This window comes from Nitratidesulfovibrio sp. 1201_IL3209, assembly GCF_036763125.1.
Lineage (GTDB): Bacteria > Desulfobacterota > Desulfovibrionia > Desulfovibrionales > Desulfovibrionaceae > Cupidesulfovibrio.
On record NZ_JBAIYT010000029.1, the window covers coordinates 14270 to 40467 of the forward strand.

Below are 26198 nucleotides of genomic sequence, written 5' to 3' on the forward strand. Positions count from 1 at the left end.
GTCATGCGCAAGTTTCTGATGATCGCCCTGAACACCGTGGCCCTGATGTCCTTTGCCGCCCTTGCCTTCGCCGCCGATGGCAAGATGGACGCCGGCGCGCTGGGCCTGACCTGCCTCGCCGCCGCCCTCGGCATGGCCATCGCCGCCGCCGGTTGCGGCCTCGGCCAGGGCATGGGCCTCAAGGCTGCCTGCGAAGGCACCGCGCGCAACCCCGAAGCGGGCGGCAAGATCATGGTTACCCTGATCCTGGGCCTGGCCTTCATCGAATCTCTCGCCATCTACGCCCTCGTCGTCAACCTGATCCTGCTCGTCGCCAACCCCTTCGTGGGCTAGTTCGCGAGCCTCGTTTCGACAGTACGGAAGGAGGCCGTTGCAAACGGCCTCCTTTTTCAGCATTATGGCGGCTCGCCGTACGACATCCGCCAAACGAGAGACGAATCAAGCCATGCAGACCCCCAAGAGCGAACACATTCCCCGCGCCACCATCCAGCGCCTTGCCGTCTACGTGCAGGTGCTGGAAAACCTGCTGCGCGAAGGGACCGACGTCATATCCTCCGAACCGCTGGCCAAGGCGTGCAACGTCAACGCCTCGCAAATCCGCAAGGACCTCGCCTACTTCGGCGAATTCGGCGTGCGTGGCGTGGGGTATTACGTCAAGAGCCTCATCGAATCCATCACCAGCGTTCTCGGGGTGAACCGCGAATGGCGCACCGTGCTCGTCGGGGTGGGCAACCTTGGCCGCGCGCTGCTGAACCACAAGGAATTCAAGCTGCGGGGCTTCCACATCGTGGGCGCCTTCGACTGCGACCCCTTCAAGATCGGCGAGGAAGTCTCCGGCCTTGAAGTGGTGTGCACCAAGCGGCTGAAGGAAAAGGTGGCCGACCTCGACGTGGAGATCGGCATCATCACCACGCCGCCGGAACGCGCCCAGCGCGCCGCCAACCACCTGGTGGACGCGGGCATCAAGGGCATCCTCAACTTCGCGCCCGCGCGCATCACGGTGCCGGACGACGTGTTCGTGGAATACGTGGACTTCTTCCACCACCTCTACGCGCTGTCGTTCAACATCACCTTCGACCGCGCCAACCGCTGATCCGCTCGTACCCCGCTCACGCTCCGCAGCCGTTCACCGCTGCGCCATGGAACCCGCCGCAAGGCGGGTTCCGTGGTTGTGAGCCATCGCAGCCCCACAGCGGGTTCCGTGGTTTGAAGGACCGCCACGGCAAGGCGGAAAAACGCACCCAAGCGGAGACCCCGGCCAGCCCCGCCCCGCTTGTGGTCGCGCCGCGCCCGCGCTAGGGTACAACCATGCCGCCCGCCGGGCGTGCCCTGGCGCGGCGTCCGATACCGCGCCATGCCCCACACCGCGCGCGGACCGTCCCGCCTCCCTCCACAACCACGGAGCGCCCATGGACACCCCACATCGCCCGTCCGCCTCATCTGGCCCGTCCTGCCCGCCTGCCGCAACGGTCCCGTCCTCCGCCGCGTCGGCCAGACCCCGCGCCCATGCCCGCTGCTTCGCCCTGCTGACCGACTTCGGGCTGGACGACCCGTACGTGGGCCAGCTCAAGGGCGTACTGCACCGGCTGGCCCCGGCCGTGCCGGTCATCGACATCTCGCACGGCGTGCCGCCCCACCGGGTGGAGACCGCCGCCTTCTTCCTGGCCGCCAGCCATCCGCACTTTCCGCCCGGAGCCATCTTCATCTGCGTGGTGGACCCCGGCGTGGGCACGCCGCGCGGCCTCGTTTCCATGGAGACGGGCGGACAGGTGATGCTGGCCCCGGACAACGGCCTGCTGCACCTGGCCGCGGAAGCCCGGATCGACGCCGTGCTGCGCAGACTGGACCCGGCCCGCCTGCCGGAACCGCAAAGCGCCACCTTTCACGGCCGCGACGTGCTGGCCCCGCTGGCCGCGCGCCTGGCGGGGGGCGAATCCCCGGCCGCCTTCGGCGACCCCGTGCTGCCCACCGACCTCGCTCGCCCGCCGTGGGCCATGCCCCGGCGCGAGGCGGACGGCGTGCACGCCGCCGTGCTGCACGTGGACCGCTTCGGCAACGTGGTGCTGAACCTCTCCCTGCGCGAATGGGACTGGCTGGCCGCCTGCCGCCTGCACCTGCCCGACGGCACCCTGATCGACATCGCCCGCGCCGCAACCTATGCGGACATCCCTTCCGGCCGCACCGGCCTGGTGGCGGGCAGCCAGGGCTACATGGAACTGGCGGCGGACAAGGCCTCCGCCGCCGAGCGGCATTGGCTGCAACCGGGCATGGAAGTGCTGCTGGAGGACTGCCGGTGAGGCTGGCCCCCCTGCTGGCCGCCCAGTGGCGCGCCTTTGCCCTGTCCACGGGCTTCCTGACCCGCCTTGCCCCGGCCCGTGCCGCCACCGACGCGGAAATGGCCGCCGGGGTGGCCCACTACCCGCTGGTGGGGCTGCTGGCCGGGCTGGTCTGCGCCGGGCCGTTCCTGCTGGGGCTGCTCGGCGGGCACCCATGGGTGCAGGCCCTGGGCTACGCGGCCCTGCTGCTGTGGGCCACGCGCGGGCTGCACTGGGACGGCTGGGCCGACCTCATGGACGCCTGGGGCAGTTCCGCCACCGGCGACCGGTTCTGGGACATCCTGAAGGACAGCCGCATCGGGGCCTTCGGGGTGCTGGGCATCGTCTTCGGGGTGCTGGGGCAGGTGGTGCTGGCCCACGAGGTCATCGCCATGGACCGGGCCGGGGCGCTGGTATGGGCTCCCGTGCTGGGCCGCGCCTCCTGCGTGGTGCTGGCGGCCTGCGTGCCCGCCGGAACCCGTTCCACCCTGGGCCGCCTGACCTCGGCCGGGGCCACCCACACGGCCGTGCTGTTCTGCGCCGGAGTGGCCGCCGCCACCGGCGTGGCCCTGGCCGGGCCGCCCGCCGTGCTGGCCGCCGCCCTGCCCTGCGCCTGCACCGTGGCCTGGCTGGCCTCGCTGGCCCGGCGCGAGGGCGGCCTGAACGGCGATTTCCTGGGGGCGTGCATCATCCTGGGCGAACTCTCGGCCTTGCTGGGCACCATACTGGCCTAGCCGACGCCGCCGCGCCAGCCACCCGGCGCATGCGGCCCGGTATTTGCTATTCCGGAGGCACCGGTCGCGGCGCGGCGACATTCCGACGCCGCCGCACCGGCAACAACCGCCAAGGGACCCTCCATGCCCCCGTTCCGTTTCCGCCTGCAACAGGTTCTCGACTACCGGGAACAGTTGGAGGAACAGGCCAAGCTGGCCTTCGCCCGCGCCAAGGCCGCCCACGAGGCGCAGCAGCGCCAGGTGGACGCGGTGCGCGCGGCCATTGCCGAAGCGGAGCGGAAACTGTACGAAGACGCGCGCCTCTCGCGCGACGAACTCTGGCTGCAACGCAACTTCCTGCGCGGCCTGCGCGAAGACCTGACCCACGCCGAACTGCGCCTGCGCATGCTGGCCCAGATGGCGGAACAGGCCCGCGCCGAGTTGGTAAAGAAATCTCAGGAACGCAACCTGCTGGAAAAGCTCAAGGAAAAACAGGCGGCCCGCCATGCGCACGACGAACTCCTCCGCGAACAGCGTACCTATGACGAAACCGCAACGCTTCGCTTCGAGCCTCCGTCTTTCTAGGCTCTGCCGCTGGCTCATCGCCGCCGCCGCCCTCAAGGTGGCGCTGCTGGCGGGCTTTGCCCTGGAACAGCCGTGGCCGTTCGCCACGGGCGCCGCACCCGCCGTGGTGGCCACGGCGCCCGGCGCGCAGGTTCCGTCCCTCGGTCAGGCCGCCGGCCAGACCACCAGCCAGGCCGGTGGCCAGTCCGGCGGCTCGCTGGACCTGCCGCTGGCGGCGGACATCGCCCGGATCACGGGCCTGGCGTCTCCGGCGGCGGCCAGGCAGGCACCCGCCGATCCGGCGGCCCCCGTCGCTACCGTCGCCGCCGTCTCCGCTGTCGCCGCCGCTCCCGCGCCGTCCCTCTTCCCAGCCACGCCCGCCGTCAACGACGTGCGCAACCGCATGACCCGCGACGGCACGGCCTGGGCCGCCGAAGCCCAGCCCGCTCCGGCCGCCGTGCCGCCCGCCACCCCGGCCATCCCCGCCTCCGCAGGCACGGGCGCCGCCGCCAACCAGCTTTCCCGCGACGACCTGAACCGCCGCCAGGAAGACCTGAACCGCCGCGAGCAGGAACTGAAGAGCCTGGAGCAGCAGATCGACGCCAAGCTGGCCCAGATGCAGGACCTTGAGGCGCGCATCCAGACCATGCTCAAGGACGCGCAGGGCATGAAGGACGAGAAGCTGCGCCATCTGGTGGACGTGTACACCAACATGAAGGCCAAGCAGGCGGCGGCCGTGCTGGAAACCCTGGACGAGAAGATCGCCGTCAGGATTCTGGCGGGCATGCGCGGCAGGCAGGCGGGCGAAATCCTGACCTACGTGCAGGCGGAAAAGGCCGCCAAGCTGTCCGAGGCGCTCACCCGCATGCAACTGCCCCTCGAATAGCGCATGGCCCGTCTCGCGCTGACCGTGTCCTACGTGGGCACCCACCTTGCGGGGTGGCAGATCCAGGCCTGTGTCGGCCGGTCCCGGCCGCGCACCGTGCAGGGCGAACTGGAACGCATCGCCGAGCGCGTCGTGGGCGCGCCAGTGCGCGTGCACGGCGCGGGCCGCACCGATTCGGGCGTGCACGCCGAAGCCCAGGTAGCCCACATGGACGTGCCCGACCACAAGGCGGACCTGGACTGGCAGCGCGCCTTCAACGCCGGACTGCCCGACGACATCGCCGTGGTCGCCGTCACCCGCGTGCCCGACGACTTCCATGCCCGGTTCAGCGCGCGCGGCAAGACCTATACCTACCGCCTGTGGCCCACCCGGCGCTGGGTGCCGCCCCGGCTGGCCCCCTTCGTCTGGGCCACGGGGCCGCTGGACCCGGACGCCCTGAGCGCTATGGACGCCGCCGCCGCGCACCTGCACGGCACGCATGATTTCGCCAGCTTCCAGAACACCGGCACCGACATCGCCACCACCGTGCGCACCGTGACCACGGTGGCCCGCCGGTACGAAGGCGATCCCCTGCCCGGCCCTCCCTCGCTGCCCCCGCTCCCCCCGTTCCCCCCGTTCCCATTGACGCTGCCGGCCATGGACCCCGACGCCACCGCCCCCCCGGAGGCGGCGCGCGTCATCGCCTGGGACTTCGAGGCTGACGGCTTTCTCAAGCAGATGGTGCGCAACATGATGGGCCTGCTGGTGGCCGTGGGGCGCGGCAGGCTGCACCCGGACGACGTGCCCGCCGTGCTGGCCGCCCGCGACCGCAAGGCGGCCCCCGCCACGGCCCCGGCGCAGGGACTGACCCTGACCCGCGTGCGCTATTGAGCGCATGCGCGGGAAACGGCGTGGCGCCCGCGTCCACGCGCGTCCTCTCGCATCTTCCCGCACCCGGCCGCGTCCAGCCAGATTTGGCCGCATCCGCCGCTCCTGCCTTCTCCCGCGACGCAAGACGGCGCACCCTTTCGGGCGCGCCGCCGTTCTTCCTGCATGTCCCGCGCGTGGCGGGCCGCCGCGCGTCAGGTATAGCGCGGCTCCTCTTCGTTGATGATCTGGAAGGCCTTGTTGGCCTTCACCGTGCCGGAAATGCCCCAGAACTTGGTCACACCTTCCACGGTGCACTCCAGCAGGTCGTCGGTGTCCGTGTCCAGCAGCAGCACGTCGCCCACCTGCAACCGCAGCAACTGGTTGCCGGTGATCTTGGTTTCGCCGAAGCGTATCTTGAGGTTCACCGGGGTTTCCAGCAGCCGTTCCTTCAGGCGCGAGACCCAGGCGTGGTCCACTTCCAGGCGTTCGGTCTGGAAGCTGGCGTGCAGCTTGGAACGGATGGGTTCGATGGTGGCGTACGGCAGGCAGATGACCATGGAGCCGATGGCCGTTTCCAGTTCCACCTCGAAGGTGATCACCACCACCACGTCGCTGGGCGGCACGATGGCCGCGAACTGCGGGTTGATCTCGGAGCGCACCAGTTCCAGGCTCACGTCGTGCACCGGCCGCCACGATTCTTCCATGTTGTCCAGGGCGATCTTGATCACCCGGTCCACGATGGCCTGCTCGATGCGCGTGAATTCGCGGCCCTCGATCTTGGGCTGGCTGCCCGCGCCGCCGAAGAAGTTCTCCACCAGGGCGAAGACCAGGCGCGAGTCCACCACGATGATGGCGTTGCCGCGCAGCGGCTCCATCTTGAAGATGTTGATGCTGGTGGGCACCGGCAGCGAGCGCATGAAATCGCCGAACTTGGTCATGTCGATGGAGATGGGGTTCAGCTCCACCCGCTTGCGCACCGTGTTGGACAGCGCGTTGGTGCACAGCCGCGCGAACCGGTCGTTGACGATTTCAAGAACCGGCATGCGGCCGCGAATGATGCGGTCCTGGTTGGCGAGGTCGAACGGAACGATGCCCGAGTCGTCCTCGGGGATGTCGGTCTCGCTCTCTATCTCGCCGCCGGAAAGGCCGCGAAGCAGTGCATCGACCTCGTCCTGCGCCAGAATCTTGTTCATGTGGTGCGGGCTCCTCGCGCGTGGGTGCGTAATGGCCGGATAGTGGCAGCGACGGCGGGCCGGGTCAAGCGGCCGCATGGGCCTGGCCGGGTCAGCGGGAATCTGGCCGGTTTGGGGAACATCTGGCCGGAAGAGGGAGAATCCTGCCGTCACCGTTTTTCATGCAAGATGAGCGCCAAGCGCGCGGGGAGACGGAACGGGCGCGCGCGGAGCGGACGTCCCCAATGGCCGGGGCGCTGGGCCACGGGCGACCCGGCGGGCCGCCGCCCCGGCTATTCGTCGGACAGCTTGGGGTAGCGCTGGCGCATGCGTTGCACCACGTCGGCCTTGACGTAGTCCAACATGGTCACGATTTCGGACAGCGGGTAGTGCGAGCGGGTCTGGTCCTTGTAGCTGCGGGCCTTGGCCAACTGTTCGGCGGACAGAAGCCGCTCGTGCAGCAGCACGTCGAGAATGCTGCCGAACCGGATTGCCTGCTGGCGCGCCTCGCGCTGCCTGCGCACCTCCACCTCGCGGCTGGCGCGCTCGTCGGCCTCGGCCAGCTTGCGGCGCAGTTCGTGCTCCACGATCTTCAACTGCTGCATGTTTTCCTGCAACTTGCGCAAGTCCACGGCCAGCGCGCGGCGCCGGGCGTGCAGTTGGCGCAGGCGTTCCTCGTGCGCGGCCTTGGAGCGCTGGGTCGAAACCAGCACCATCACCAGCAGCAGAAAACCGACCACCGCGCCAAGCACGAGTTCCATGCCCGAAACCCCTTTCGCAGAAATCCGAGATATCCATCTAACCATACAGGACTGTTATCGAATATGCAATGATAACCGCCAACGCGCCACGTTCCGCGCCCGCGGAATGCCAAACCGGGGGTACCCGGCCCGCCGGGGCCGGAAGGCCGTGGCCCCTTGCCATATGCAGCGTCTTGAGGCAGTTGCAGGCAAGAAGCCATTCCCGGAACCAGGCCAGGGAGCCGCATGTCCCCCCAATCCCCGCCGAAATCACCCCCACGCCCGGCCGCGCGCATGGCCGGGACGCCCGCCGGAACGGACGCGCCGCGGGCCGTGGCCGAGGTGACCCTGCCGGACGGGCGCACCCTGCGCCTGCCCCTGCCTGCGGGTCCGGGCGGCTCCCAGGACATGGGCGGCTCCGCTGTTCGAGACGGCCGGGATGGCGACGCGGCGGTCCCGGCCGCCACCCTGGCCCAACTGGTGTGGATGAGCGGCCAGGTGGACCCGCCCGCGCTGTGTTCCGGCCTGGGCCGCTGCGGGCGTTGCGCGGCGCGTTTCACCCGTGGGACCCCGGCGCCCCTCCCCGCCGACGAAGCCCATTTTTCCGGGCCGGAACTGACCGACGGCTGGCGGCTGTTGTGCCGCCACGCCCCGCCGCACCCAAGGGATACGGGCGTCCCTCCCGATGGCGGCATGGCCTTCACCCTGCCCGCCGGAGCGGCCCCACGCCGCACGCGGGTGGCGGACGCCCCCCCGCCCGGAATGTCTCAGACAGCCGGGGCAGCCCCCTGCCTCGCAACCGGCACCCCCCTGCTGCTGGCCATCGACCTTGGCACCACCACCCTGCACTGGTCGGCCCTGGCTCCGGACGGCCGCCGCGTGGCCCACGGCGCGGAACTGAACCCCCAGATGGGCGCGGGCAGCGAGGTCATGTCCCGCCTGGCCGTGGCCTCGTCCCCCGCCGGGCTGGCCGCCCTGCGCCGCCTGACCCTGGCCGCCGTGGGCCGCATCGCCGCCGGGCTGCCCGGCCCGGTGCGCGGGCTGTGCGTGGCGGGCAACACGGCCATGACCGCCATCCTGCTGGGCCGCGACGTGTCCGGCCTGGCCGCCGCCCCCTACCGGCTGGACTACGCGGGCGGCACGGCGGAAGCCCTGCCGGAACCGGCCGACTTGGCCGACTTGGCCGACATGGCCGCCGTGCCCGAGGTGTGGATTCCCCCGCAGCCCGCGCCTTTCGTGGGCGGCGACGTGGCGGCGGGCATGGCCGCCTTGCTCTACGGCGGGCTCGCGGCCGCGCCGGGTGGCGGGATATTGTCTGAGCCGGATGGCGGGATATTGTCCGCGCCGGGCGTCCTCCCGCCGGTCCCGCCAGCGGAATCCGCCCCTCCCCGCTTCCCCTTCCTGCTGGCGGACCTGGGCACCAACGGCGAATTCGTGCTGGCCACCGGGCCGGACAGCGCCCTGGTGACCAGCGTGGCCCTTGGCCCGGCGCTGGAAGGCATCGGCCTGTCCTGCGGCGGGGTGGCCCAGCCGGGGGCCATTGCGGCCTTCACCCTCGGCCCCGCCGGGCTCGCCCCCACCGTGCTGCCCGAGGACGACGCCACGCCCGCCGCCCCCACCCACCTGTGCGGCACGGGGTATCTTTCGCTGCTCCGGGTGCTGTTGCGCGCCGGGCTGCTTGACGAAGACGGCCGCTTCGTGATGGAACCGCATTCCCCGCTGGCGCGCCGCCTTGCCACCTCGCTGGTCGAGGTGCGCGGCGAACGGCGCCTGCCCCTGCCGGGGGGCTTGCATCTTTCGGCGGGCGACGTAGAAGAGGTGCTGAAGGTGAAGGCCGCCTTCTCCCTGGCCTACGAACGGCTGCTGGCGGAAGCCGGCATGCCCGGAACGGCGCTGGACGCCGTGTACCTTGCCGGGGCGCTGGGCGAACACGCCCGCCCCGATGACCTCGAAACACTGGGATTCCTGCCCGCCGGAGTGGCCGGACGCACACGGGCCGTGGGCAACGCCTCGCTGCGCGGGGCCGAACTGCTGCTGCTCCGGCCGGAACTGCGCGGGCGCATCGCCGCCTGGCGCGCGGGTTGCCGCGTGGTGGACCTGGCTGCCGCCAGCGACTTCGCCGCCGCGTTCCTGCGCCACATGCGCTTTCGCTGACGGCCCGGCAACGATGCCCGCACGGCGGGCCTGAGCGCCCCGTACCGGCACCGTTCTCCCCGCGCCCCGGCCATGCCGCGTCTCCGGACAGGGGGAGCGGGAGCCGGGCACACGGGCGGCGTACCCCCTGCATGTCCCGGAACATGTTCCGGGCATGCGAGACCACGAGCGACACCTGAATACCGGGAGCCCGGCCGGCCACGCGCCCGCCGCTCCCCCGATTCCGCGACTTCCCGATCCGGGCGGCACCGGGCGGCACGTTGCCGACAGCCGCCCGCACCCGCGCCCGGCCATCATCCAGGGCGCCACGACACCGGCCCCGCCCCGGCACGCCCGGATCCGGCGAGGGCCGCACCCCGCGCGCGCCCCGCACGCGCGGCAGCCCATGCATCGCCGGCAACGCCGGCACCCAACCAACGGACTTCGCATGCACCATCTTTTCGCCGCCCTGTCGCCGGAATACCGGCAGCGCCTGGAATCCCTGCCCACGGCGCTGGACACCGTGGCCCCGCTGCGCACCGCGCACCGACGCGACCTGCCCATGGCCATCCGCGACCTGTCGCAAATGCTCACCAGCGAGCGCGGCGCGCTCTCCGAGCCGTACTGGGCGGCCCCGCGCCTGCTTTCCGCCTACCTGCGCTACTTCATGCCGTGGAACCTGGTGCGCCTTGGCCGCCTGTTGCCCTCGCTGGAACTGGTGGACCGCGACGCCCTGCTGGAGCGCCCGCTGATCCTCGACCTGGGCAGCGGCCCGCTGACCCTGCCGCTGGCCCTGTGGCTGGCCCGGCCCGACCTGCGCGGCCTGCCGCTGACCTTCCTGTGCGCGGACATCGCCCCCCACCCGCTGGAGGTGGGCCGCGATCTGTTGCAGGTCATCGCGGGCGAGGAATCGCCCTGGGCGCTGCGCACCCTGCGCGCCCCCATGGAGGCGGCCCTGAAGGAGGCGCGCGGCGACGCGGCGCTGATCCTGGCGGGCAACGTGCTGAACGAACTGAAGCCCCGCCGCGACGAACCGCTGGACTACCGCATGGAAGAACTGGCCGAGATGGCCGGGTCCGCGCTGGCCCACGGCGGCCGCATACTGGTCATCGAGCCGGGCACGCGGCTGGGGGCGCGCTACGTCACCCAGTTCCGCCGCGCGGCCATGGAGGTGGGGCTGGCCCCGCTGGCCCCCTGCCCCCACCACGACCAGTGCCCCCTGCTGGAACAGGGCGGCGCGGGCGGCTGGTGCCACTTCACCTTCCCCATCCAGGGCGCGCCCGCGTGGCTGGAAGACTTGAGCCGTCGGGCCAAGCTGGAAAAGGGCACGGCCAGCCTGTCCTTCGTGCTGCTGGGCGAGGCGGACAAGGTGGCGCCGCCGCGCGACACCATCCGCATCATTTCCGACGCCTTCCCGCTGCCAGGCCGCCGCGAACCCGCGCGCTACGCCTGCTCCGAGCGGGGGCTGGCCCTGCTGCACGACGCGCGCCAGGTGCATTCCGGCACGGCCATCGAGATTACCTGGCCCGAGGTGGAGCGCCGCGACCGGAAGTCCGGCGCGCTGGAACTGGAATGGACCCCGCCTGGCCGGGAACCCGGGAACGCGGGCGCGGCGGGCAAGGACTCCAGAGGCAAGCCCGCGCGGGGCAAGGTTGCGGGCCGTGCGGCGCAAATGCCCGGTGGTTTGGGCGACGAGGACGACATGCAGCCCGCCTTCCTGATGGAAGGAGCCCCGCAGTGGGATACGCCCGGTGCAGCCGGGGCCGGGGCGGGAGACGACGGCGATTTCGGCAAGCATGACGGGCATGACGGGCACGACCCGTCCGAACCCGACGGCAACCGTGCCGACGGGCCGGACCACGGGCAGACCTACGGCCAGATGTTCGCCAACCAGCCAAACCAGCCGCACGGGGGCAGGGCCGCGCAACGGCGCGGGGTACCCCGCTTCGCCGCGCGGCGCGGCCGCACCCACGACGGTGGAGCCGGTGCGCATTTCGATGGCGGCTTCATGAGTGAATCCGGTGGAATGGGCTACGGCTCCCGCCGCCAGGGCGGCCTGCCCGATGATTTCGGCAACCGCGCGGAACCGGGTGACAGGCGGGCCGGGCGCACCGGGCGCGGGGGAAGCACCGGCATGCGCAAGGCCGGACGGGGCGCCGGTCATCCCGACGGACAGCAGGCTGCCCGGAAAGAACGTCAGCCCGACGGGCAGCGCGCTGCACGGAGAGAACATCACCCTGACGGGCAGCGCGCCTCCCGCAAGGAAGGCCAGCAGGACAACCAGCACGGCCAATGGGCCAACCGCCGTCCACGGCGCGGCGGGCAGGATGCTGCCGGGCAAGAGGGGCACGGCCCCAACGCCACGGCCCGGCGCGCCCTGAATGCATGGGACGAGGCGGCCGAGGCCGCGCCGTCCGCACGGCGGGGACAACATGGCCAAGGCCGGGGACGGACACAGGGCGAACGCGACGGCCAGCAGCGCGCACAGGGCCGCCCGCAGCGCCCCTTCGGCAATGCCCGCCGCCAGCGGCACGACGCCGACCAGGCAGGACGGCGGGACGGCCGGGCCGATCATGACCGGCAGCCGCGCGGCCCGCGGCAGGACGGCAATCAGGAACGCGGCCACGAGCGCCGCCCCGACCGGATGGACAGGGTGGAGCGGGGCGAACGGGGTGAACGGGGCGGCCAACGCCACCCCGACGCCCGGCCTGACGCGCCGCGCGATTTCGGGGGCCGGCAGCGCCCCGACGAAGGCCTCAAGGGCAAGCCGCGCCGTCACTTCGACCGGGAAGGCAAGCCCGGCGGCGACGGCCGCGCCCCGCGCCGTGCCGACGATCGCCGCGCCGAAGACCGACGCACCGAGGAACGTCGTCCCGCAGACCGTCGTGACGGGGGGCAGCAGCGCCCGCAGCAGGCCCGTCCGGGCAACCAGTCCGAACGAACCGGACGTGGGAAACGCAACGGCGACCAGCGCGGCGACCGCCGCCCCGGTCCGCAGGCCGACCAGCGCACGGACCGTCGTCCCGATCGGCGGGATGAGCGTCGAGATGACCGGCGGGACGACCGCCCGGACAACGCGGGCCAGCACCACTCCCGGCGGCGCAAGCCCCGGCGCGACGACTAGTCCGGCCCGACGAAAACTTCCGGGCCGGGGGCGCACCCGCCCCCGGCCCATTCCAACCGGAACCTCACGCGCATGAACATCATCGACCTGGGCCTCGTCCGCTACGCGGAGGCCGACGCCCTGCAACGGGCACGGTTGGAGGAAGTGGCGGCGGGAGCGGAAGAAACGCTGTACCTGCTGGAGCACCACCCGGTGATCACCCTTGGCCGCAACGGCGGGGGCGAAAACCTGCACGTGGGCCGCGAATGGCTGGCGGCGCAGTCCATCGACCTCGTGCAGTCGTCGCGCGGGGGCAACATCACCTGCCATTTCCCCGGCCAACTGGTGGCCTACCCGGTGTTCCGGGTGGCCCGGCGGCCCGGCGGCCTGCGCCGGATGTTCCACGACCTGGAAGAAGTGGTCATCTCCACGCTGGGGCACTTCGGGCTGTCCGCCGCCCGATGGGAGGGCCGCCCCGGCGTGTGGATCGGAAACCGCAAGATATGCTCCATCGGCATGGCCGTGCGCCGCTGGACCTCGTACCACGGGTTCGCCCTGAACGTGGGGCGCGACCTGTCGCTGTTCGACATGATCACCCTGTGCGGCCTGCCCGACGCACAGGCCACGTCGCTGCACCGCGAACTGGACGGCGATTCCCCCGCCATGCAGGAGGTTAAGGATGTCTGTGCCCGGCAATTCCGCGCCATCTTTGCGGATTCCGCCGTGGCTGCGGGTCAAGCTGCCTTGTAGCCACACCTACGGGGCCACCCGTTCGCTGGTGGACGACCTGCGCCTGAACACCGTGTGTCAGAGCGCCAAGTGCCCGAACATGTTCGAATGCTTCTCTTCGGGCACGGCCACGTTCCTCATCCTGGGCAACGTGTGCACGCGCAACTGCGCCTTCTGCAACATCACCCCCGGCCAGGCCGCCCTGCCCGACCCGGACGAACCCCACCGCGTGGCCGAGGCCGCCGCGCGCCTGGGCCTTTCGCACGTGGTGGTCACCTCCGTCACCCGCGACGACCTGCCCGACGGCGGCTCCGCCCACTTCGCGGCCACGGTGCGCGCCCTGCGCGAAACCCTGCCCGCCGCCCGGGACGGCCAGCCCGCCACCATCGAGGTGCTCATCCCCGACTTCCGGGGCAGCCGGGCCGCGCTGGACGCCGTGCTGGACGCCGCGCCGGACATCATCAACCACAACGTGGAAACCCCGCCCGCGCACTACCCGCGCATCCGCCCGCAGGCCGACTACGCCCAGAGCCTGGAACTGCTGGGCCGCGTGCGCGCCGCCGGGGCCATCGCCAAAAGCGGTCTGATGGTGGGCCTTGGCGAAACCGACGACGAGGTGCGCGCCACCCTGGCCGACCTGGCCGCCACGGGCTGCCACATCGCCACCATCGGCCAGTACATGCGCCCCAGCCGCAACCACCCGCCCGTGCAGCGCTACGTCCACCCCGAGGTGTTCGAAAGCTACGCCGCCCACGGCCACGCCCTCGGCATCCCCCACGTGTTCTCCGCCCCCCTCGTGCGCAGCAGCTACAACGCCCGCGCCGCCTACGACGCCTTGCGGCAGTTGCGGGGGAAGTAGGGGAAAGAAGGAAGGAAGAGAAAGGCGGAAGAGAATACGGGGAGGGGAAACATTGAAATTTTTCCCCTCCCCGCACCCCTCCCCTTTCAACGTTTTCATTGTGGACGGGGTGCGCTGGCAGAAAAATTGCCCGGATGATCTCACTCACGAAATTCCCTACGAATCCACCGGGTTCATCACCCAACGTCCCCCTCAACAACAATGGCTGCCCACCATGCACAAGCACGACGGGCAGCCGTATTCGTTCAAAATCGCAAGCAAGCCTGGCAGTTACACCGTTTCCACCAGCAGGCCGTCACGCTCCACGGCCAACGGACGCACGGCCACCAGTTCCCCGGAACCGACGCCGTCCCCGCCCTGCCCCGCAGCAGGACTCCGTCCACCGGCAAACCTGCACTCGGCGTAATACTCGCACACGCCCTTCAACCCGCGCGCTCCCTCCGGGGCCACCAGCAGTTGCGGCTCGTTCAGCAGGCGGTGCAGGAAGGCGGACTTCTTCGCCGCCACCGCGCCGCGCAGTTTCGCCGCCCGGCGCTTCTTCACCTCCTGCGACAACTGCCCCTGCATCGCCGCCGCCGGGGTGCCCGGCCGCCGCGAATACGGAAAGACATGGGCGTAGGTCAGCGGCAACGCGTCCACGAAGTCCAGCGTTTCGCGGAACTCCCCGTCCGTCTCGCCGGGGAAGCCGGTCAGGATGTCCGCCCCAAGGCCGAACAGCGGCCACACTTCGGCCAGTTCGCGCGCGAAATCCAGCAGCGGTTCCGGCCGGTAATGGGCCCGCCCCATGCGGCGCAGCACGCCGGGGCTGCCGCTCTGCAACGAAAGATGCAGCTGCGGGGCCACCAGACGGCTTTCGGCCAGCACGTCCAGCGCGTGCCCGCCAAGCTGGCCCGGCTCCAGCGAACTGATGCGCAGCCGGGCCCGGCCCGCCCATTGCGGGGCCAGTTCCCGCTCCAGAAAGGCCAGCAGATCCCAGAAGTCCGGCCCGCCGCCGGGCAAATCGCGCCCGTACTGGCGCAGGTTCACGCCGGAGACGATGAGTTCGCGGAACCCCGCGTCCAGCAGGCGGCGCGCCTCTGCCAAGGCCTCGCGCGGGTCGCGGCTGCGGGCCGCGCCGCGCGCCAGCGGCACGATGCAGTAGGTGCAGCGGTGCGAACAGCCGTCCTGCACCTTGAGCACCGGACGCGACCGGGTGAAGCCGTCGATGCGGAAGGCCGGAAAGACGGCGTCGGGTGCGGAAGCGTCCTCGCTTCCGTCCACCTCGTCCCCGCCAGCGCCCGCCGCGCCCTTTTCCGGGTCGTAGCGCAGCAGCGAAACCTTGGCCTGCTGGCCCACCACGTCGGCCACGCCGGGCAGCGCCGCCATATCCTCGCGCAGCACCTGCGCCGCGCAGCCGGTGACCACGATGCGCCCGTGCGGCGCGGCCCGGTGCAGGCGGGCCACGGCCTGGCGCACGTCGGCCACGGCGCGCGCGGTGACCGCGCACGAGTTGATGAGCAGCACGTCGGCCCCGGCCGGGTCGGCGGCCTCGCGCCAGCCACGTGCCAGCCATGCCTCGCGTACGGCCTCGGTCTCGTACTGGTTGATCTTGCAGCCCAGCGTCAGCGCGAAAAAGGCATGGCCGCTCATGGCCGCTCCCCGCGCCGAGTGTGCACCCGCGCCCTTCCCCCTGCCCACGCTACTGCCCCACTGCCGGGACGCCGGACAGGCCAGCCCCGCCGGGCAGGATGGACATGCCCAGCATGCGGGCCACCAGCCCGTCCGGGGTGGTCAGGTTGGGCAGTTCGGTGCCGGGCCGCAGCGAGGTCACCACCGCACGCCCGAGGATGAACCGGCCTTCCTGCCCGCGTTCGCCGTTCTCGCCGACGTTGTTGAACACGCGCAACCCCCAGATGTTGTGGAACATCACCGGATGGCCGTCGTATTCGCCAAGGTACAGGGTGATGTGCCCCTTGAGCCACAGCAGGGTCAGGAAGGGCACGCCCTGGGCGCGGATGATGGCTTCCTTGCCGTCGGGCGAGGCGTTGCCGAAGTCCACGAACCGCCCGGCCCTGGCTTGCGACGCGGAATTGCGCGGCAGCCAGATGCCGAAGGGGGCGAACAGGTCGCGCAGGGTGGCCGAGCAGTCGCGGTTCTCGTACATGCCGCCCCAGCCGTAGGGCTGGCCCATCATGCGGTTGCCGACCTCGGCCATGCGCGCGGCGCTGATGGTCAGCGGCTTCATGGCCGCGTATCCGGCGGGCAGGACGGACTGGCCGAGCACGGCGCGGCCGTCGGCGTCGCGCAGGGGCACCAGCACGGTGAGCCCGCCCGGCGATTCCACGGCCACGGGGAACACCGCGCCGATGTGCGCGGTGGCGATGAAGGCCCCCGTTCCGCCAGTCCCCGACTGCACGGCCGCCGACATCAGGGCCACGTCGTCGCGCAGCACGGCGGCGTAGCGGCCGTTCTGGTACAGGGCGCGGAAGGTGGCGTCGGCCAGGGCCACGTGTTCGGCGGGCACCCAGCCGGAGGCGAAGCCGGTTTCGCAGTACAGCCACGCCCGGTCCAGCGACACGTGCGAGATGAACACCGGCGTGCCGGTCCACACGGCGGAGCGTTGCAGATCGTCGAAGGGGTAGCCCTGCCCGGCCTTGTCGGGATTGGTGAACGAGGGGCGCAGGGTGGGCAGTTCGCGCAGGGCGGTGTTGCGCACGATGATGCCGCGCTCTGCCAGGGCCGGGAAGGACGCGGCGTCGCAGTTGGCGGTCAGCGTGGCGAAGCGGCTGGCGTCCCACGGCAGCAGGTTTTCGGCGTGGCCGCGCGGGCGGCCGTCCTTGGTCAGGTAGGGCGCGGTGCGGGCCACCTCTGCGATGGTGACGCCGGTGCGGGTCTGCAACCACGGGGCGAAGAAACGGGTGTTCCAGCGCTCGTCCTGCGCGGCCTGGGTGGCGGCGTCCAGCAGCGGGCTGTCACCGCCCGCGCGGGCGGCGTATACGGAAAGATCCTGCGGATGGCGTTCCAGTTCGGTGAAACGCGGCGGCGCGGTCTCGCGCGGTCCGCGCCCGGCGCACCCGGCCAGCATCAGGGCGGCCAGCACCAGCACCGCCAGCGCGGCGGCGAAGGAACGCACGGCGCGGGGCGTCAGACGGCGGACATTCACGACGGCAACGATTTCCTGAGGCATCTTCTTTCTCTCCCTGTTGCGGACAGGCAACTTCAGAGATTTCTCTCCTTCTCCGCCCTGCCTACCCCGCGCCCAACCCCAGCGCCAGCCTCCGGGCCAGCCGGGTATGGCGCTTGTGCATGCGGTTGTTCTTGACGGCCATAGCCAAGGCGCGCGGCTCGCCCACCAGCACCACCAGGCGCTTGCCGCGCGTGACGCCGGTGTAGATGAGGTTGCGTTGCAACAGCATGTAGTGCTGGGTGAGCACGGGGATGACCACGGCGGGGTATTCGGAGCCCTGCGACTTGTGCACCGAAATGGCGTAGGCGGGGACGATCTCGTCCAGTTCTTCCCACGCGTAGGGCACGTTGCGCTCGTCGAAGCGCACGGTGAGCTGGCGTTCCTTGGGGTCCACCAGGCAGATGCGGCCGATGTCGCCGTTGAAGACGTCCTTGTCGTAGTTGTTGCGGATCTGCATCACCTTGTCGTCAAGGCGGTACTGCCGCTCGCCGCGCTGCACGCACAGGGTCTGGCCGTTCAGGGCCTGCTGCAACCGCACGTTCAGGTTGCCCGCCCCGGCCGCACCCTTGTGCATGGGGGTAAGCACCTGGATGTCGTTGACAGGATGCAGGCCGAAGCGGCGCGGGATGTGGTCGCGCACCAGTTCCACGATCATCTCCACGACCTTCTCGGGGTCGTCCTGGCGGATGAAGTAGAAGTCGGACAGCCGGTCGCGCGAGGATTCCAGCGGCGGCACCTCGCCGTGGTTGATGCGGTGGGCGTTGCAGATGATCTCGCTTTCGGCGGCCTGGCGGAACACCTCCACCAGTTCCACCACCGGCACCACGCCCGAGGCGATGACGTCGCGCAGCACGTTGCCCGGCCCCACCGAGGGCAACTGGTGCACGTCGCCCACGAAGAGCAGCGTGGCCCCCAGCGGCACGGCCTTCAGCAGGTGGTACATGAGCATGGTGTCCATCATGGACGCCTCGTCCACCACCAGCAGGCCGCAGGCCAGGGGGTTGTCCTCGTTGCGGGCGAAGCCGTCCTCCTTGGGGCTGTACTCCAGCAGGCGGTGGATGGTCCTGGCCTCGCGCCCGCTGGTCTCGGACATGCGCTTGGCGGCGCGGCCGGTGGGCGCGGCCAGCAATATCTTGGCGCGCGTCTCGGCGAAGACCTGAATGATGGCGTTGATGATGGTGGTCTTGCCGGTGCCGGGACCGCCGGTGAGCACCATGACCTTGGAGCGGGTGGCGGTGCGCACGGCTTCGAGCTGTTCCGGGGCGAGGGTGATGGACAGCTTGCCCAGCACTTCGGCGATGATGGCCTCCGGGTCTTCGAAATGCACGGCCTTGGGCGAACGCAGCACCCGTTGCAGGTAGTAGGCGATCTTGGTTTCGTAATGATGGTAACGGGAAAGGAACACCCCGAGCTCGCCGTCCATGTCCTCGATGACGATGCGCTCCTCGATTTCCAGGGTGCGCAGGGCGTCCTCCACGAGGTCGGCGCGGATGTCCAGTTGGTCCGAGGTCTGGGCGATGAGCGCGTCGTGCGGCACGTAGACGTGGCCGTCGTCGTTCAGGCGTTGCAGGGTGTACAGGGCGCCCGCCTCCGCCCGCAGTTCGCTGTCGCGCGAGAAGCCCAGCTTTTCCGCCACGGTGTCGGCGGTAAGAAAGCCGATGCCGTGGATGTCCATGGCCAGGCGGTAGGGATTCTCGCGAACCACGGCCAGGGCCTGCTGCCCGTAGTGGCGGTAGATGCGCACGGCGTAGGCGGTGCTGACCCCGTGCGGCTGCAAAAACATGATCAGGTCGCGGATGCCCTGATGGTCGGACCAGCCCGCCTTGATGCGCTCCAGGGTCTTGCGGCCCACGCCGCTGACCCGCAGCAGCCGTTCCGGCTCCTCGTCCAGCACGCGGAAGGTGTCCTCGCCGAAGGCGTCCACGATGCGCGCGGCCATGGATTCGCCCACGCCCTTGATCAGGCCGGACCCGAGATAGTGGCGGATGCCCTCCACGGAGGCGGGCAGCAGGTTTTCGTAGCTTTCCATGGAGAACTGCCGCCCGAAGCGCGGGTTGTTCACCCAGCGACCCACGAGCTTCAGCGAGGCTCCCGGCTGCGGCGAGACCATGTGGCCGACCACGCTGAGCATGTCGCCCTTGGGCAGCGGGCGCAGGCGCAGCACGGTGTAGCCGTTTTCCTCGTTGTGGAAGATGACGCGGTCGAGCACGCCGGAAAGTTGCACCGGGGCGTCCTGCGCCTCTTGCAGGGCGGCCAGCATGGGCGCTGCCTGGGCGGAGGGCGCAGTGCCGGATGAAGGGCCGGATGAAGGGCCGGACGACTGGCCGGACGACTGGCCGGACGATGGGGCGGAGCGGGAAGTTCTGGAGGAGCGCGGGTTGCGCGGGTCGTGCTGCATGAGGTGTCCGGTTGGGGGCGATGGGGGCGGGCCGGAATGCGCGGGGCGTGGGCGGCGCGTGGCCGATGCGGCCTGTCCTGCAAGGTACGGCCGATACGGCCTGGCCGATACGGTACGGCAAGGGCGGCCGATACCGGCGGCTGGCGCCGGATGCCGGAAGTTCTGCAACTGCCCCTAGCCGCTCGGGCCGCACCCGTCAAGGACGGCGCGGCAGTCGGGACATTGGCCCGGCATTGGCCCGACAGACGCAGGACGGGCGCAGGACGGGGGCATGCGGCGCTCCCGGCTGCCGTTTCCCCTGTCATCGGTCCCGCCCCGCTCCGTCCTGCTCCGGAATCTAATTGTATGCAAAAAAAATCAATGTCAAAATAGTTATAGCGGGACAAGCCCGCCATGGCCCCGGACGGAATGCCCGCGTTCGACGCGCACCGGCATGCGGAACGGGTCTGCGGCGACGGCGCCCGCCTTCCGCAACACTGGCCGGATACGGCGTTCCCCGTACCGGCCGCATATGGCGGGCGGTTCACCGCCACATCGGGGGGATACCATGCGCATCACACGCCTGCTCGTTCGCTCGCCGCTGGCACTGCTGGCCCTGGTCCTTGTCCTGAACCTCGTTCCGGGCCTTGTCCTCCGGGCATCCGTCACATGGGCGGAAACACCCGCCGCCAACTTCCGCTCCGTATCCGGCGCCGTCACCGTGGAGCGCGCGGGCAGCCTCGTCCGGCCCGCTCCGGGCGACCCGTTGCAGGTGGGCGACATCCTGCGCACCGGCCCGGACGGCAAGGCCGGGGTCAGCTTCCAGGACGGCTCGCGCATCGCCGTGGGGCCGGACTCGGAGCTGACGGTGCAGTCCTACCGCTTCGTGCCGTTGGAAAAGGACTACGACTTCGACGTGTACATGCAGCGCGGCGAGGCGGCCTATTCCTCCGGCAGGCTGGCCAAGCTGGCCCCCGAGGCCGTCCGCTTCCGCACGCCGCAGGCCGCCGTGGGCGTTCGCGGCACCCGCTTCCTCATCCGCGCCGAATAGGGGGACGCCATGCGCACGTTGTTTTCCATCCTTCTGCTGTGTCTGATGCTGGGGGCCTGCGCGCCCAAGACCACCGTGGTGCTGGTGCCCGACGACGACGGCAGCGTGGGCCGGGTGGTGGTGCAGGCGGGCGGGGCCGAACAGCCCCTGGCCGCCGCCAACGAATCCACCCAGGTGGCCGACAAGCCCGCCGCGCCCAGGGTGATGTCCCATCAAGAAGTGGACCGCCTGTTCGGGCGCACCGTGTCCGTCATGCCGGAACCGCCCAAGAGCTTCCTGCTGTATTTCCCCACCGGCTCCACCGCGCCGGACCCCGCCTCGCTGCCGGCGCTGGACGAGGCCGCCGCCGACATCAAGCGGCGCGCCGTGCGCAACGTTTCGGTCATCGGCCACAGCGACAGCGCGGGCGATCCCGCCGCCAACCAGAAACTGTCCATGGCGCGGGCCGACGCCATCCGCCGCATGCTCGAAGCGCGCGGCGTGTCCGGCGACGTCATGACGCTTTCCGGCCACGGCGCCAACGACCCGCTGGTGCCCACGGCCCCCGGCGTGGCCGAGGCCAAGAACCGGCGCGTGGAAATCCTGGTCCGCTAGGGGCTGGTCCACGGACGCGCCCCGCCCCGTTCCGGCGCACGCACAAGGAGCGCCCATGTCCCCATCCGCCAAACCCGTGTCCGGCCCGGCCGCCATCCCGCGCGGGCGGCTGGTGGCCGCCGTCACCGTGGCGGGGCTGCTGCTGACCGCGCTGTTCTGCCTGGCGGAGCCCGGCCTGGTGCGGCTTGCGGACAACCGCATCCTCGATGGCCTGGCCAGCCATATGGCCCAGGGCCCCGCACCGGACCGGGTGGTCATCGTGGACATCGACGAGGAAAGCCTGTCCGCGGCGGGCCAGTGGCCGTGGCCGCGCTACCTCACCGGGGGCATCGTGCGGCGCGTGGCCGCCGCCCGCCCCCTGGGGGTGGGCGTGGACATCCTGTTCTCCGAGCCGGACCGCACCTCCATCGCCACCATCCGCAGCGCCTTCCGGCGCGACTTCGGGCTGGACATCGCCATCACCGGCGTGCCGCGCGGCATGGAGGACAACGACTCCTACTTCGGCGGCGTGCTGGCCGGAGCCGAGGCCGTGGGCGCGGTGATGCACCTGTTCGACCTCGTCATCCCCGACCCGGAAAACCTGCCCCGCCCGGTGCACGTGACCGGCGAGACCACGGCCATCGACCCGGCCGAGGCCACGGGCATCCTGTGCAACGCCGGGCCTATTCAGGCGGGGCTTGCCTCGTCCGGGTTCATCAACGTGGAAAAGGACGAGGACGGCAGCATCCGCCGCGTGCCCCTGCTGCACCGCTTTCAGGGGCAGTACTACCCCAGCCTGGCGCTTGCCCTGTTCATGCAGGCCCGCAACCTGCGGCAACTGCGCGTGGAAACGGATGCGCTGGGGCCGGTGCTGGTGGCGGGCGACGCGCGCATACCCGTGGACCGGGGGGCGCGCATGCGCCTGCGCTTCGACGGGGGCGCGCGGGCGCACCGGTTCGTGTCGGCGGCCGACGTGCTGCGCGGCGCGCACGACCCGGCCCTGTTCGAGGGGCGCATGGTCATCGTGGGGTCCAGCGCCGCGCGGCTCAACGACCTGCACCACACCCCGGTGTCGGCCAACTACCCCGGCACCGAGGTGCACGCCGTGGCCCTGGACAACCTGTTCGACGGCAACCACCTGCGCTCCCCCGAGCACGCCGCGGCGTACCGGTTCATTCCGGCGGCGCTGGTCACCGTGCTGGCGGGGCTGCTGTTCCTGCGGGCCGGGCCGTTGCAGGCGGGCGGCGCCACGCTGGCCGTGGCCATGGTCATGCCCGCCGTGGGGTCCGCGCTGTTCCTGTGGCGGGGCATCGCCATGCCCATGGCCGCGCCGGTGATGGCCGCGCTGGCGCAGGGGGCGCTGCTTTCGCTGGCGCTGTACGCGCGGGAACAGCGCATGGCCTATGTGCGGCTGCTCCAGCTGAACCACGCCCGGCAGATGACCCTGGAATCCATGACCGCCGTGGCCGAAAGCCGCGACGAGATCAGCGGCGCGCACATCAAGCGCACCCAGCACTACGTGCGGGCGCTGGCCGAGGCCCTGCGCGACATCGGACGGGGGGGCGGCAGGGAGACCTACCCCCAACTGACCGAGGACTACATCGAACTGCTGTTCCACTCCGCGCCGCTGCACGACGTGGGCAAAGTGGCCGTGCCCGACAGCGTGCTGTTCAAGCCCGGCAAACTCACCGACGAGGAATATGTGGTGATCCGCCAGCACGTGCGCCACGGCCGGAACATCATCGCCAACGCGGCGCAGGGCATGGAGGACGACGCCTTCCTGCACCTGGCGGCGGAAATCGCGTGGAGCCACCACGAAAAATGGGACGGCAGCGGCTACATGGAGGGCCTTGCGGGCGAGACCATTCCCCTGTCCGGCCGCCTGATGGCCCTGGCCGACGTGTACGACGCCCTGATCTGCGCCCGGCAGTACAAGCCCGCCTTCCCGCACGCCAAGGTGCGCGAGATGATCCTGCAAGGCCGGGGCACCCACTTCGACCCCGCCGTGGTGGACGCCTTCCTGCTGGCCGAAGAGGAATTCAAGACCATCGCCGAAACCTACCGCGACACCGAGCCCAGGCCCGTGTCCGCGCCGGGGCTGTCCGGCGCCGAGATGCAGCCGGGCGACCCCAGGCAGTGAGATGCAAAACGCCCACGGCGGACGCTCCTTCCGGAACGTCCGCCGTGTTCTTTTTTTACTGTACGCAACAGCGGATGACTTTTGCGAAGTTCCCAGATTGAGGAGTTTTGCCTTTCCGGCGAGGAAAACGCGTTTTTTGCGAAGGGAGTGTACTCTTCTCGTACTCGACCGGAGCAAAAAACGCGTTTGACGACGCCGGAAGGCAAAAGAACCAATCTGGGGGCTTCGCTTAACCCATGCGGCGCTGAAGGAGCAACACATCCGCCAGCACCAGCGCCGCCATGGCCTTGAGCACCGGCACCACGCGCGGGATGGCGCAGATGTCGTGGCGGCCGCCCACGCGCAGCGGCGCGGGCCTGCCGTTGGTGTCGATGGTGATCTGCTCCTGCGCGATGGAGGGGATGGGCTTCACCGCCGCGCGCACCACGACGGGCTGCCCGTTGGAGATGCCGCCCAGGATGCCCCCGGCATGGTTGGTGTGGAAACCGCCGGGGATGATGGGGTCGTTGTTCTCGCTGCCGCGCAGGCGCGCCGCCTCCAGCCCCGCGCCCACCTCCACGGCCTTCACCGCGCCCACGGACATCAGGGCGTGGGCCAGCAAGGCGTCCAGTTTGTCGAACACCGGCTCGCCGAGTCCGGCGGGCACGCCGGTGGCCTCCACCTGCACGATGCCGCCCAGGGTGTCGCCCTCGGCGCGCACGTCGTGGACCAGCGATTCCCAGGCGGGCACCACGTCCGGGTCGGGCGAAAAGAACATCCGCTCCTGCGCTCCGGCCGGGTCCACCACGTCGGCGGGCACCCCGCCCATCTCCACCGTGTACGCGCGCAGCGAAATGTCGTGCATGGCCAGCAGGGCCTGGGCCACGGCGCCGCCCGCCACGCGCGAGACGGTCTCCCGTCCCGATGCCCGTCCGCCGCCGCGGTGGTCGCGCAGGCCGTACTTGACGTCGTAGGTGATGTCCGCGTGGCCGGGGCGGTACAGCCTGGCCAGGTCGCCGTAGTCGCGCGAGCGCTGGTCTTCGTTGGCGATGTGGAAACCGATGGGGGTGCCGGTGGTGACCCCTTCGAACACGCCGGAGAGCAGGCGCACGGTGTCCGGTTCCTTGCGGGCCGTGCCCGCGAGCCCGGCGGCGGCGCTGCCGGGGCGGCGCAGGTCCAGTTCGCGCTGGATGACCGCTTCGTCCAGCGGCACCCCGGCGGGGCAGCCGTCCACCACGCCGCCAAGGCCGGGGCCGTGCGATTCGCCGTAGGTGGTCAGCCGGAAGATGCGACCGAAGGTGTTGCCGCTCATGAAAGCTCCTGTCCGCCGGGGCGCGCGGGTTTCGCCTTGGGGGCTGTTTCCGGACTATCTGATGACCATCACAGGGCACGACGCCATCTGAAGCACCCGATGGGTGACGCTGCCCAGCAGCAAGCCCTCCAGTTCCGAGTGCCCGCGCGAGCCCATGATGATCAGGTCGCAGCGCTCGTAGTCGGCGGCGTCCACGATGGCCACCTCCACCTTGCCTTCCAGCACCCGGTCGGCAAAGGGCACGCCGCGCTCGCGCAGCAGGCGGCGGCAGGGTTCCAGCACTTCCTCGGCCTGGGCCACCAGTGAATTGCGGGCCTGGTCGTAGGCCGCCTGGCCGAGGATGGGCGGGATGGACATGCGGCAGATGAGCAGCACCACCTCCGCCCCCACCAGTTTGGCGAAGTCGGCGGCGTATTCCGCCGCGCGCTGCGAGTATTCGGAACCGTCCACGGGAACGAGTATCTTGCGGATCTGCATGGCGACCTCACGGATGAACGCGGCAACGGCTGAACAGGGCGAAGCATGGGTGAAGCATGGGCGAAGCACGGGCGAAGGGCACGGCCGCCGCGCGCTGCCACGGCGCGCGGGTGCGCCACTATGCCCCCGTGGGGGCGGGCATGGCAAGAGGGCGCGGAGGACGGGCCGGAGTTGACCGGGCCGCCGGGGGCTACGCCTCCAGCAACAGGACCAGCCGGTCCACCAGCGCCTGCACGCCGTCCCCGGCGTCCAGCACCGCGTGGGCGCATTCCCGGTACAGGGGTTCGCGCGCGGCCAGCACCCCGGCCACCTCGTCGACGATGGGCCGCCCGGTCAGCGAGGGGCGCTGCGCGGCCAGCGGGTCGCGCGCAAGGCGTCCCGCCAGCAGTTCCACGCTGCCGCTCAGGTAGGCCACAAGCCCCCCTTCGCGCAGCATGCGCCGGTTTTCGTCCGCCAGCACCATGCCGCCGCCGGTGGCCACCACCAGACCGTCCCGGCCAAGGGTGGCGCGCAGGGCTTCCGTTTCGCGCCGCCGGAAGCCTTCCCAGCCCTCGCGCTCCACGATTTGTTCCACGGTCATGCCCGCCGTGGCGACGACCATGGCGTCGGTATCCTCGAAATTCCATCCGGCACGGGCGGCCAGGGCCTTGCCCACCGTGGTCTTGCCGCTGGCGCGCGGCCCCACCAGGTACACCCGCCGTGCCCGCTGCTTCCCGTCGTTCATGCATCCCCCCGGCACCGTTCGGCCGAGCAATTCATGTTCATCGCAGCCAGGCCATCTTCATCGCAGCTAGGCGTATTGACCGGTATTTCTCTTTTGCAGTACAAACCTCGGACACCGCAACCCACGGTGGCCTCGCCGCCTGTCCGGACCCCTTGTCCGGGTTCCTTGTCCGGGCCTTCCGCCCCGCGCGCGGCGTCCACCAGACGCCCGGCGCACCGGCACGCGGCGCACGCGCAATCTACACACGGCCATTCTCCACCACAAGAGTCATCGGCATGTCCCACCTCGACCGGACCGCTACCATCGCTACCACCGCCGCCGCTACCGCCGCGGCCG

The 26198-nt window shown here is 70.7% G+C and carries 22 protein-coding genes; 14 read left to right on the forward strand and 8 right to left on the reverse strand.

Annotated elements, in window-relative coordinates:
* The first annotated feature begins 3 nt into the window (after positions 1–3).
* The 7 genes from V6B97_RS13090 (at position 4) to V6B97_RS13120 (ending at position 5348) form a co-directional block, all read left to right on the forward strand.
* On the forward strand, positions 4–333 hold the full coding sequence (locus V6B97_RS13090; protein WP_333506947.1) for an ATP synthase F0 subunit C: 330 nt from the start codon (positions 4–6) through the stop codon (positions 331–333).
* Positions 334–397: 64 nt separating this feature from the next.
* On the forward strand, positions 398–1093 hold the full coding sequence (locus tag V6B97_RS13095; RefSeq protein ID WP_083818067.1) for a redox-sensing transcriptional repressor Rex: 696 nt from the start codon (positions 398–400) through the stop codon (positions 1091–1093).
* Between the two features lie 316 nt (positions 1094–1409).
* Positions 1410–2297 carry an SAM hydrolase/SAM-dependent halogenase family protein gene (locus V6B97_RS13100; protein ID WP_333506948.1) on the forward strand — a complete coding sequence of 296 codons (888 nt, stop codon included), beginning with the start codon at positions 1410–1412 and terminating at the stop codon, positions 2295–2297.
* Positions 2294–3049: an adenosylcobinamide-GDP ribazoletransferase gene (locus V6B97_RS13105; protein ID WP_333506949.1), complete on the forward strand. Its 756-nt coding sequence runs from the start codon at positions 2294–2296 to the stop codon at positions 3047–3049. The genes V6B97_RS13100 and V6B97_RS13105 overlap by 4 nt, the downstream gene beginning before the upstream one ends.
* 123 nt (positions 3050–3172) lie before the next feature.
* Positions 3173–3613, forward strand: a complete 441-nt coding sequence (gene fliJ / locus V6B97_RS13110) for a flagellar export protein FliJ (RefSeq protein ID WP_333506950.1) — start codon at positions 3173–3175, stop codon at positions 3611–3613.
* Positions 3570–4478, forward strand: a complete 909-nt coding sequence (locus tag V6B97_RS13115) for a MotE family protein (RefSeq protein ID WP_333506951.1) — start codon at positions 3570–3572, stop codon at positions 4476–4478. Before fliJ ends, V6B97_RS13115 begins: the two co-directional genes overlap by 44 nt.
* A 3-nt stretch (positions 4479–4481) precedes the next feature.
* The gene (locus V6B97_RS13120) at positions 4482–5348 is read left to right on the forward strand and encodes a tRNA pseudouridine synthase A (RefSeq protein ID WP_333506952.1); all 867 of its coding nucleotides are present in this window, start codon (positions 4482–4484) and stop codon (positions 5346–5348) included.
* Between the two features lie 191 nt (positions 5349–5539).
* Here the strand turns inward: V6B97_RS13120 and fliM are convergent, their stop codons facing one another.
* Both fliM and V6B97_RS13130 read right to left on the reverse strand, forming a co-directional pair.
* Positions 5540–6520, reverse strand: coding sequence for a flagellar motor switch protein FliM (gene fliM, locus V6B97_RS13125; protein WP_333506953.1), 981 nt, complete (start codon positions 6518–6520; stop codon positions 5540–5542).
* Between the two features lie 272 nt (positions 6521–6792).
* Complete coding sequence (locus V6B97_RS13130) at positions 6793–7260, reverse strand: hypothetical protein (RefSeq protein ID WP_333506954.1); 468 nt, start codon at positions 7258–7260, stop codon at positions 6793–6795.
* 225 nt (positions 7261–7485) lie between these two features.
* Between V6B97_RS13130 and V6B97_RS13135 the strand changes: the two genes are divergently transcribed.
* The 4 genes from V6B97_RS13135 to lipA all read left to right on the forward strand — a co-directional run bounded on the left by V6B97_RS13135 (position 7486) and on the right by lipA (position 14063).
* The gene (locus V6B97_RS13135) at positions 7486–9393 is read left to right on the forward strand and encodes an ASKHA domain-containing protein (RefSeq protein WP_333506955.1); all 1908 of its coding nucleotides are present in this window, start codon (positions 7486–7488) and stop codon (positions 9391–9393) included.
* A 427-nt stretch (positions 9394–9820) separates the two neighbouring features.
* Entirely contained in the window at positions 9821–12496 is a 2676-nt protein-coding gene (locus V6B97_RS13140; protein WP_333506956.1) for a small ribosomal subunit Rsm22 family protein, read from the forward strand.
* A 72-nt stretch (positions 12497–12568) separates the two neighbouring features.
* The gene (gene lipB, locus V6B97_RS13145) at positions 12569–13225 is read left to right on the forward strand and encodes a lipoyl(octanoyl) transferase LipB (protein WP_333506957.1); all 657 of its coding nucleotides are present in this window, start codon (positions 12569–12571) and stop codon (positions 13223–13225) included.
* Positions 13155–14063, forward strand: coding sequence for a lipoyl synthase (gene lipA, locus V6B97_RS13150; protein ID WP_333506958.1), 909 nt, complete (start codon positions 13155–13157; stop codon positions 14061–14063). Before lipB ends, lipA begins: the two co-directional genes overlap by 71 nt.
* A gap of 270 nt (positions 14064–14333) precedes the next feature.
* On the opposite strand, the gene V6B97_RS13155 is transcribed toward lipA, so the two are convergent.
* The 3 genes from V6B97_RS13155 to recD2 form a co-directional block, all read right to left on the reverse strand.
* Entirely contained in the window at positions 14334–15692 is a 1359-nt protein-coding gene (locus V6B97_RS13155; RefSeq protein ID WP_333506959.1) for a MiaB/RimO family radical SAM methylthiotransferase, read from the reverse strand.
* Positions 15693–15741: 49 nt separating this feature from the next.
* On the reverse strand, positions 15742–17205 hold the full coding sequence (locus V6B97_RS13160; RefSeq protein WP_333506960.1) for an SH3 domain-containing protein: 1464 nt from the start codon (positions 17203–17205) through the stop codon (positions 15742–15744).
* A gap of 85 nt (positions 17206–17290) precedes the next feature.
* A complete protein-coding gene (recD2, locus tag V6B97_RS13165) occupies positions 17291–19489 on the reverse strand; it encodes an SF1B family DNA helicase RecD2 (RefSeq protein WP_333506974.1) in 2199 nt (732 codons plus the stop codon).
* A gap of 685 nt (positions 19490–20174) precedes the next feature.
* Between recD2 and V6B97_RS13170 the strand changes: the two genes are divergently transcribed.
* Genes V6B97_RS13170 through V6B97_RS13180 form a run of 3 tightly spaced genes read left to right on the forward strand, consistent with a single transcriptional unit; the run spans position 20175 to position 23370 of the window.
* On the forward strand, positions 20175–20657 hold the full coding sequence (locus tag V6B97_RS13170) for a FecR family protein (RefSeq protein ID WP_333506961.1): 483 nt from the start codon (positions 20175–20177) through the stop codon (positions 20655–20657).
* A gap of 9 nt (positions 20658–20666) precedes the next feature.
* Entirely contained in the window at positions 20667–21251 is a 585-nt protein-coding gene (locus tag V6B97_RS13175) for an OmpA family protein (protein WP_333506962.1), read from the forward strand.
* Positions 21252–21306: 55 nt separating this feature from the next.
* Positions 21307–23370, forward strand: coding sequence for a CHASE2 domain-containing protein (locus V6B97_RS13180; protein WP_333506963.1), 2064 nt, complete (start codon positions 21307–21309; stop codon positions 23368–23370).
* Positions 23371–23599: 229 nt separating this feature from the next.
* On the opposite strand, the gene aroC is transcribed toward V6B97_RS13180, so the two are convergent.
* The 3 genes from aroC to aroL form a co-directional block, all read right to left on the reverse strand.
* On the reverse strand, positions 23600–24661 hold the full coding sequence (aroC, locus tag V6B97_RS13185) for a chorismate synthase (RefSeq protein ID WP_333506964.1): 1062 nt from the start codon (positions 24659–24661) through the stop codon (positions 23600–23602).
* 54 nt (positions 24662–24715) lie between these two features.
* The gene (locus V6B97_RS13190) at positions 24716–25138 is read right to left on the reverse strand and encodes a universal stress protein (RefSeq protein ID WP_333506965.1); all 423 of its coding nucleotides are present in this window, start codon (positions 25136–25138) and stop codon (positions 24716–24718) included.
* 190 nt (positions 25139–25328) lie between these two features.
* The gene (aroL, locus tag V6B97_RS13195; RefSeq protein ID WP_333506966.1) at positions 25329–25862 is read right to left on the reverse strand and encodes a shikimate kinase AroL; all 534 of its coding nucleotides are present in this window, start codon (positions 25860–25862) and stop codon (positions 25329–25331) included.
* Positions 25863–26198 lie beyond the last annotated feature (336 nt).

Coding starts and splice junctions, on each gene's coding strand:
- V6B97_RS13090 (WP_333506947.1), top strand. CDS start 4: ATGCGCAAGTTTCTGATGATCGCCCTGAACACCGTGGCCCTGATGTCC.
- V6B97_RS13095 (WP_083818067.1), top strand. CDS start 398: ATGGCGGCTCGCCGTACGACATCCGCCAAACGAGAGACGAATCAAGCC.
- V6B97_RS13100 (WP_333506948.1), top strand. CDS start 1,410: ATGGACACCCCACATCGCCCGTCCGCCTCATCTGGCCCGTCCTGCCCG.
- fliJ (WP_333506950.1), top strand. CDS start 3,173: ATGCCCCCGTTCCGTTTCCGCCTGCAACAGGTTCTCGACTACCGGGAA.
- V6B97_RS13115 (WP_333506951.1), top strand. CDS start 3,570: ATGACGAAACCGCAACGCTTCGCTTCGAGCCTCCGTCTTTCTAGGCTC.
- V6B97_RS13120 (WP_333506952.1), top strand. CDS start 4,482: ATGGCCCGTCTCGCGCTGACCGTGTCCTACGTGGGCACCCACCTTGCG.
- fliM (WP_333506953.1), bottom strand. CDS start 6,520: ATGAACAAGATTCTGGCGCAGGACGAGGTCGATGCACTGCTTCGCGGC.
- V6B97_RS13130 (WP_333506954.1), bottom strand. CDS start 7,260: ATGGAACTCGTGCTTGGCGCGGTGGTCGGTTTTCTGCTGCTGGTGATG.
- V6B97_RS13135 (WP_333506955.1), top strand. CDS start 7,486: ATGTCCCCCCAATCCCCGCCGAAATCACCCCCACGCCCGGCCGCGCGC.
- V6B97_RS13140 (WP_333506956.1), top strand. CDS start 9,821: ATGCACCATCTTTTCGCCGCCCTGTCGCCGGAATACCGGCAGCGCCTG.
- lipB (WP_333506957.1), top strand. CDS start 12,569: ATGAACATCATCGACCTGGGCCTCGTCCGCTACGCGGAGGCCGACGCC.
- lipA (WP_333506958.1), top strand. CDS start 13,155: ATGTCTGTGCCCGGCAATTCCGCGCCATCTTTGCGGATTCCGCCGTGG.
- V6B97_RS13155 (WP_333506959.1), bottom strand. CDS start 15,692: ATGAGCGGCCATGCCTTTTTCGCGCTGACGCTGGGCTGCAAGATCAAC.
- recD2 (WP_333506974.1), bottom strand. CDS start 19,489: ATGCTGGCCGCCCTGCAAGAGGCGCAGGACGCCCCGGTGCAACTTTCC.
- V6B97_RS13170 (WP_333506961.1), top strand. CDS start 20,175: ATGCGCATCACACGCCTGCTCGTTCGCTCGCCGCTGGCACTGCTGGCC.
- V6B97_RS13175 (WP_333506962.1), top strand. CDS start 20,667: ATGCGCACGTTGTTTTCCATCCTTCTGCTGTGTCTGATGCTGGGGGCC.
- V6B97_RS13180 (WP_333506963.1), top strand. CDS start 21,307: ATGTCCCCATCCGCCAAACCCGTGTCCGGCCCGGCCGCCATCCCGCGC.
- aroC (WP_333506964.1), bottom strand. CDS start 24,661: ATGAGCGGCAACACCTTCGGTCGCATCTTCCGGCTGACCACCTACGGC.
- V6B97_RS13190 (WP_333506965.1), bottom strand. CDS start 25,138: ATGCAGATCCGCAAGATACTCGTTCCCGTGGACGGTTCCGAATACTCG.
- aroL (WP_333506966.1), bottom strand. CDS start 25,862: ATGAACGACGGGAAGCAGCGGGCACGGCGGGTGTACCTGGTGGGGCCG.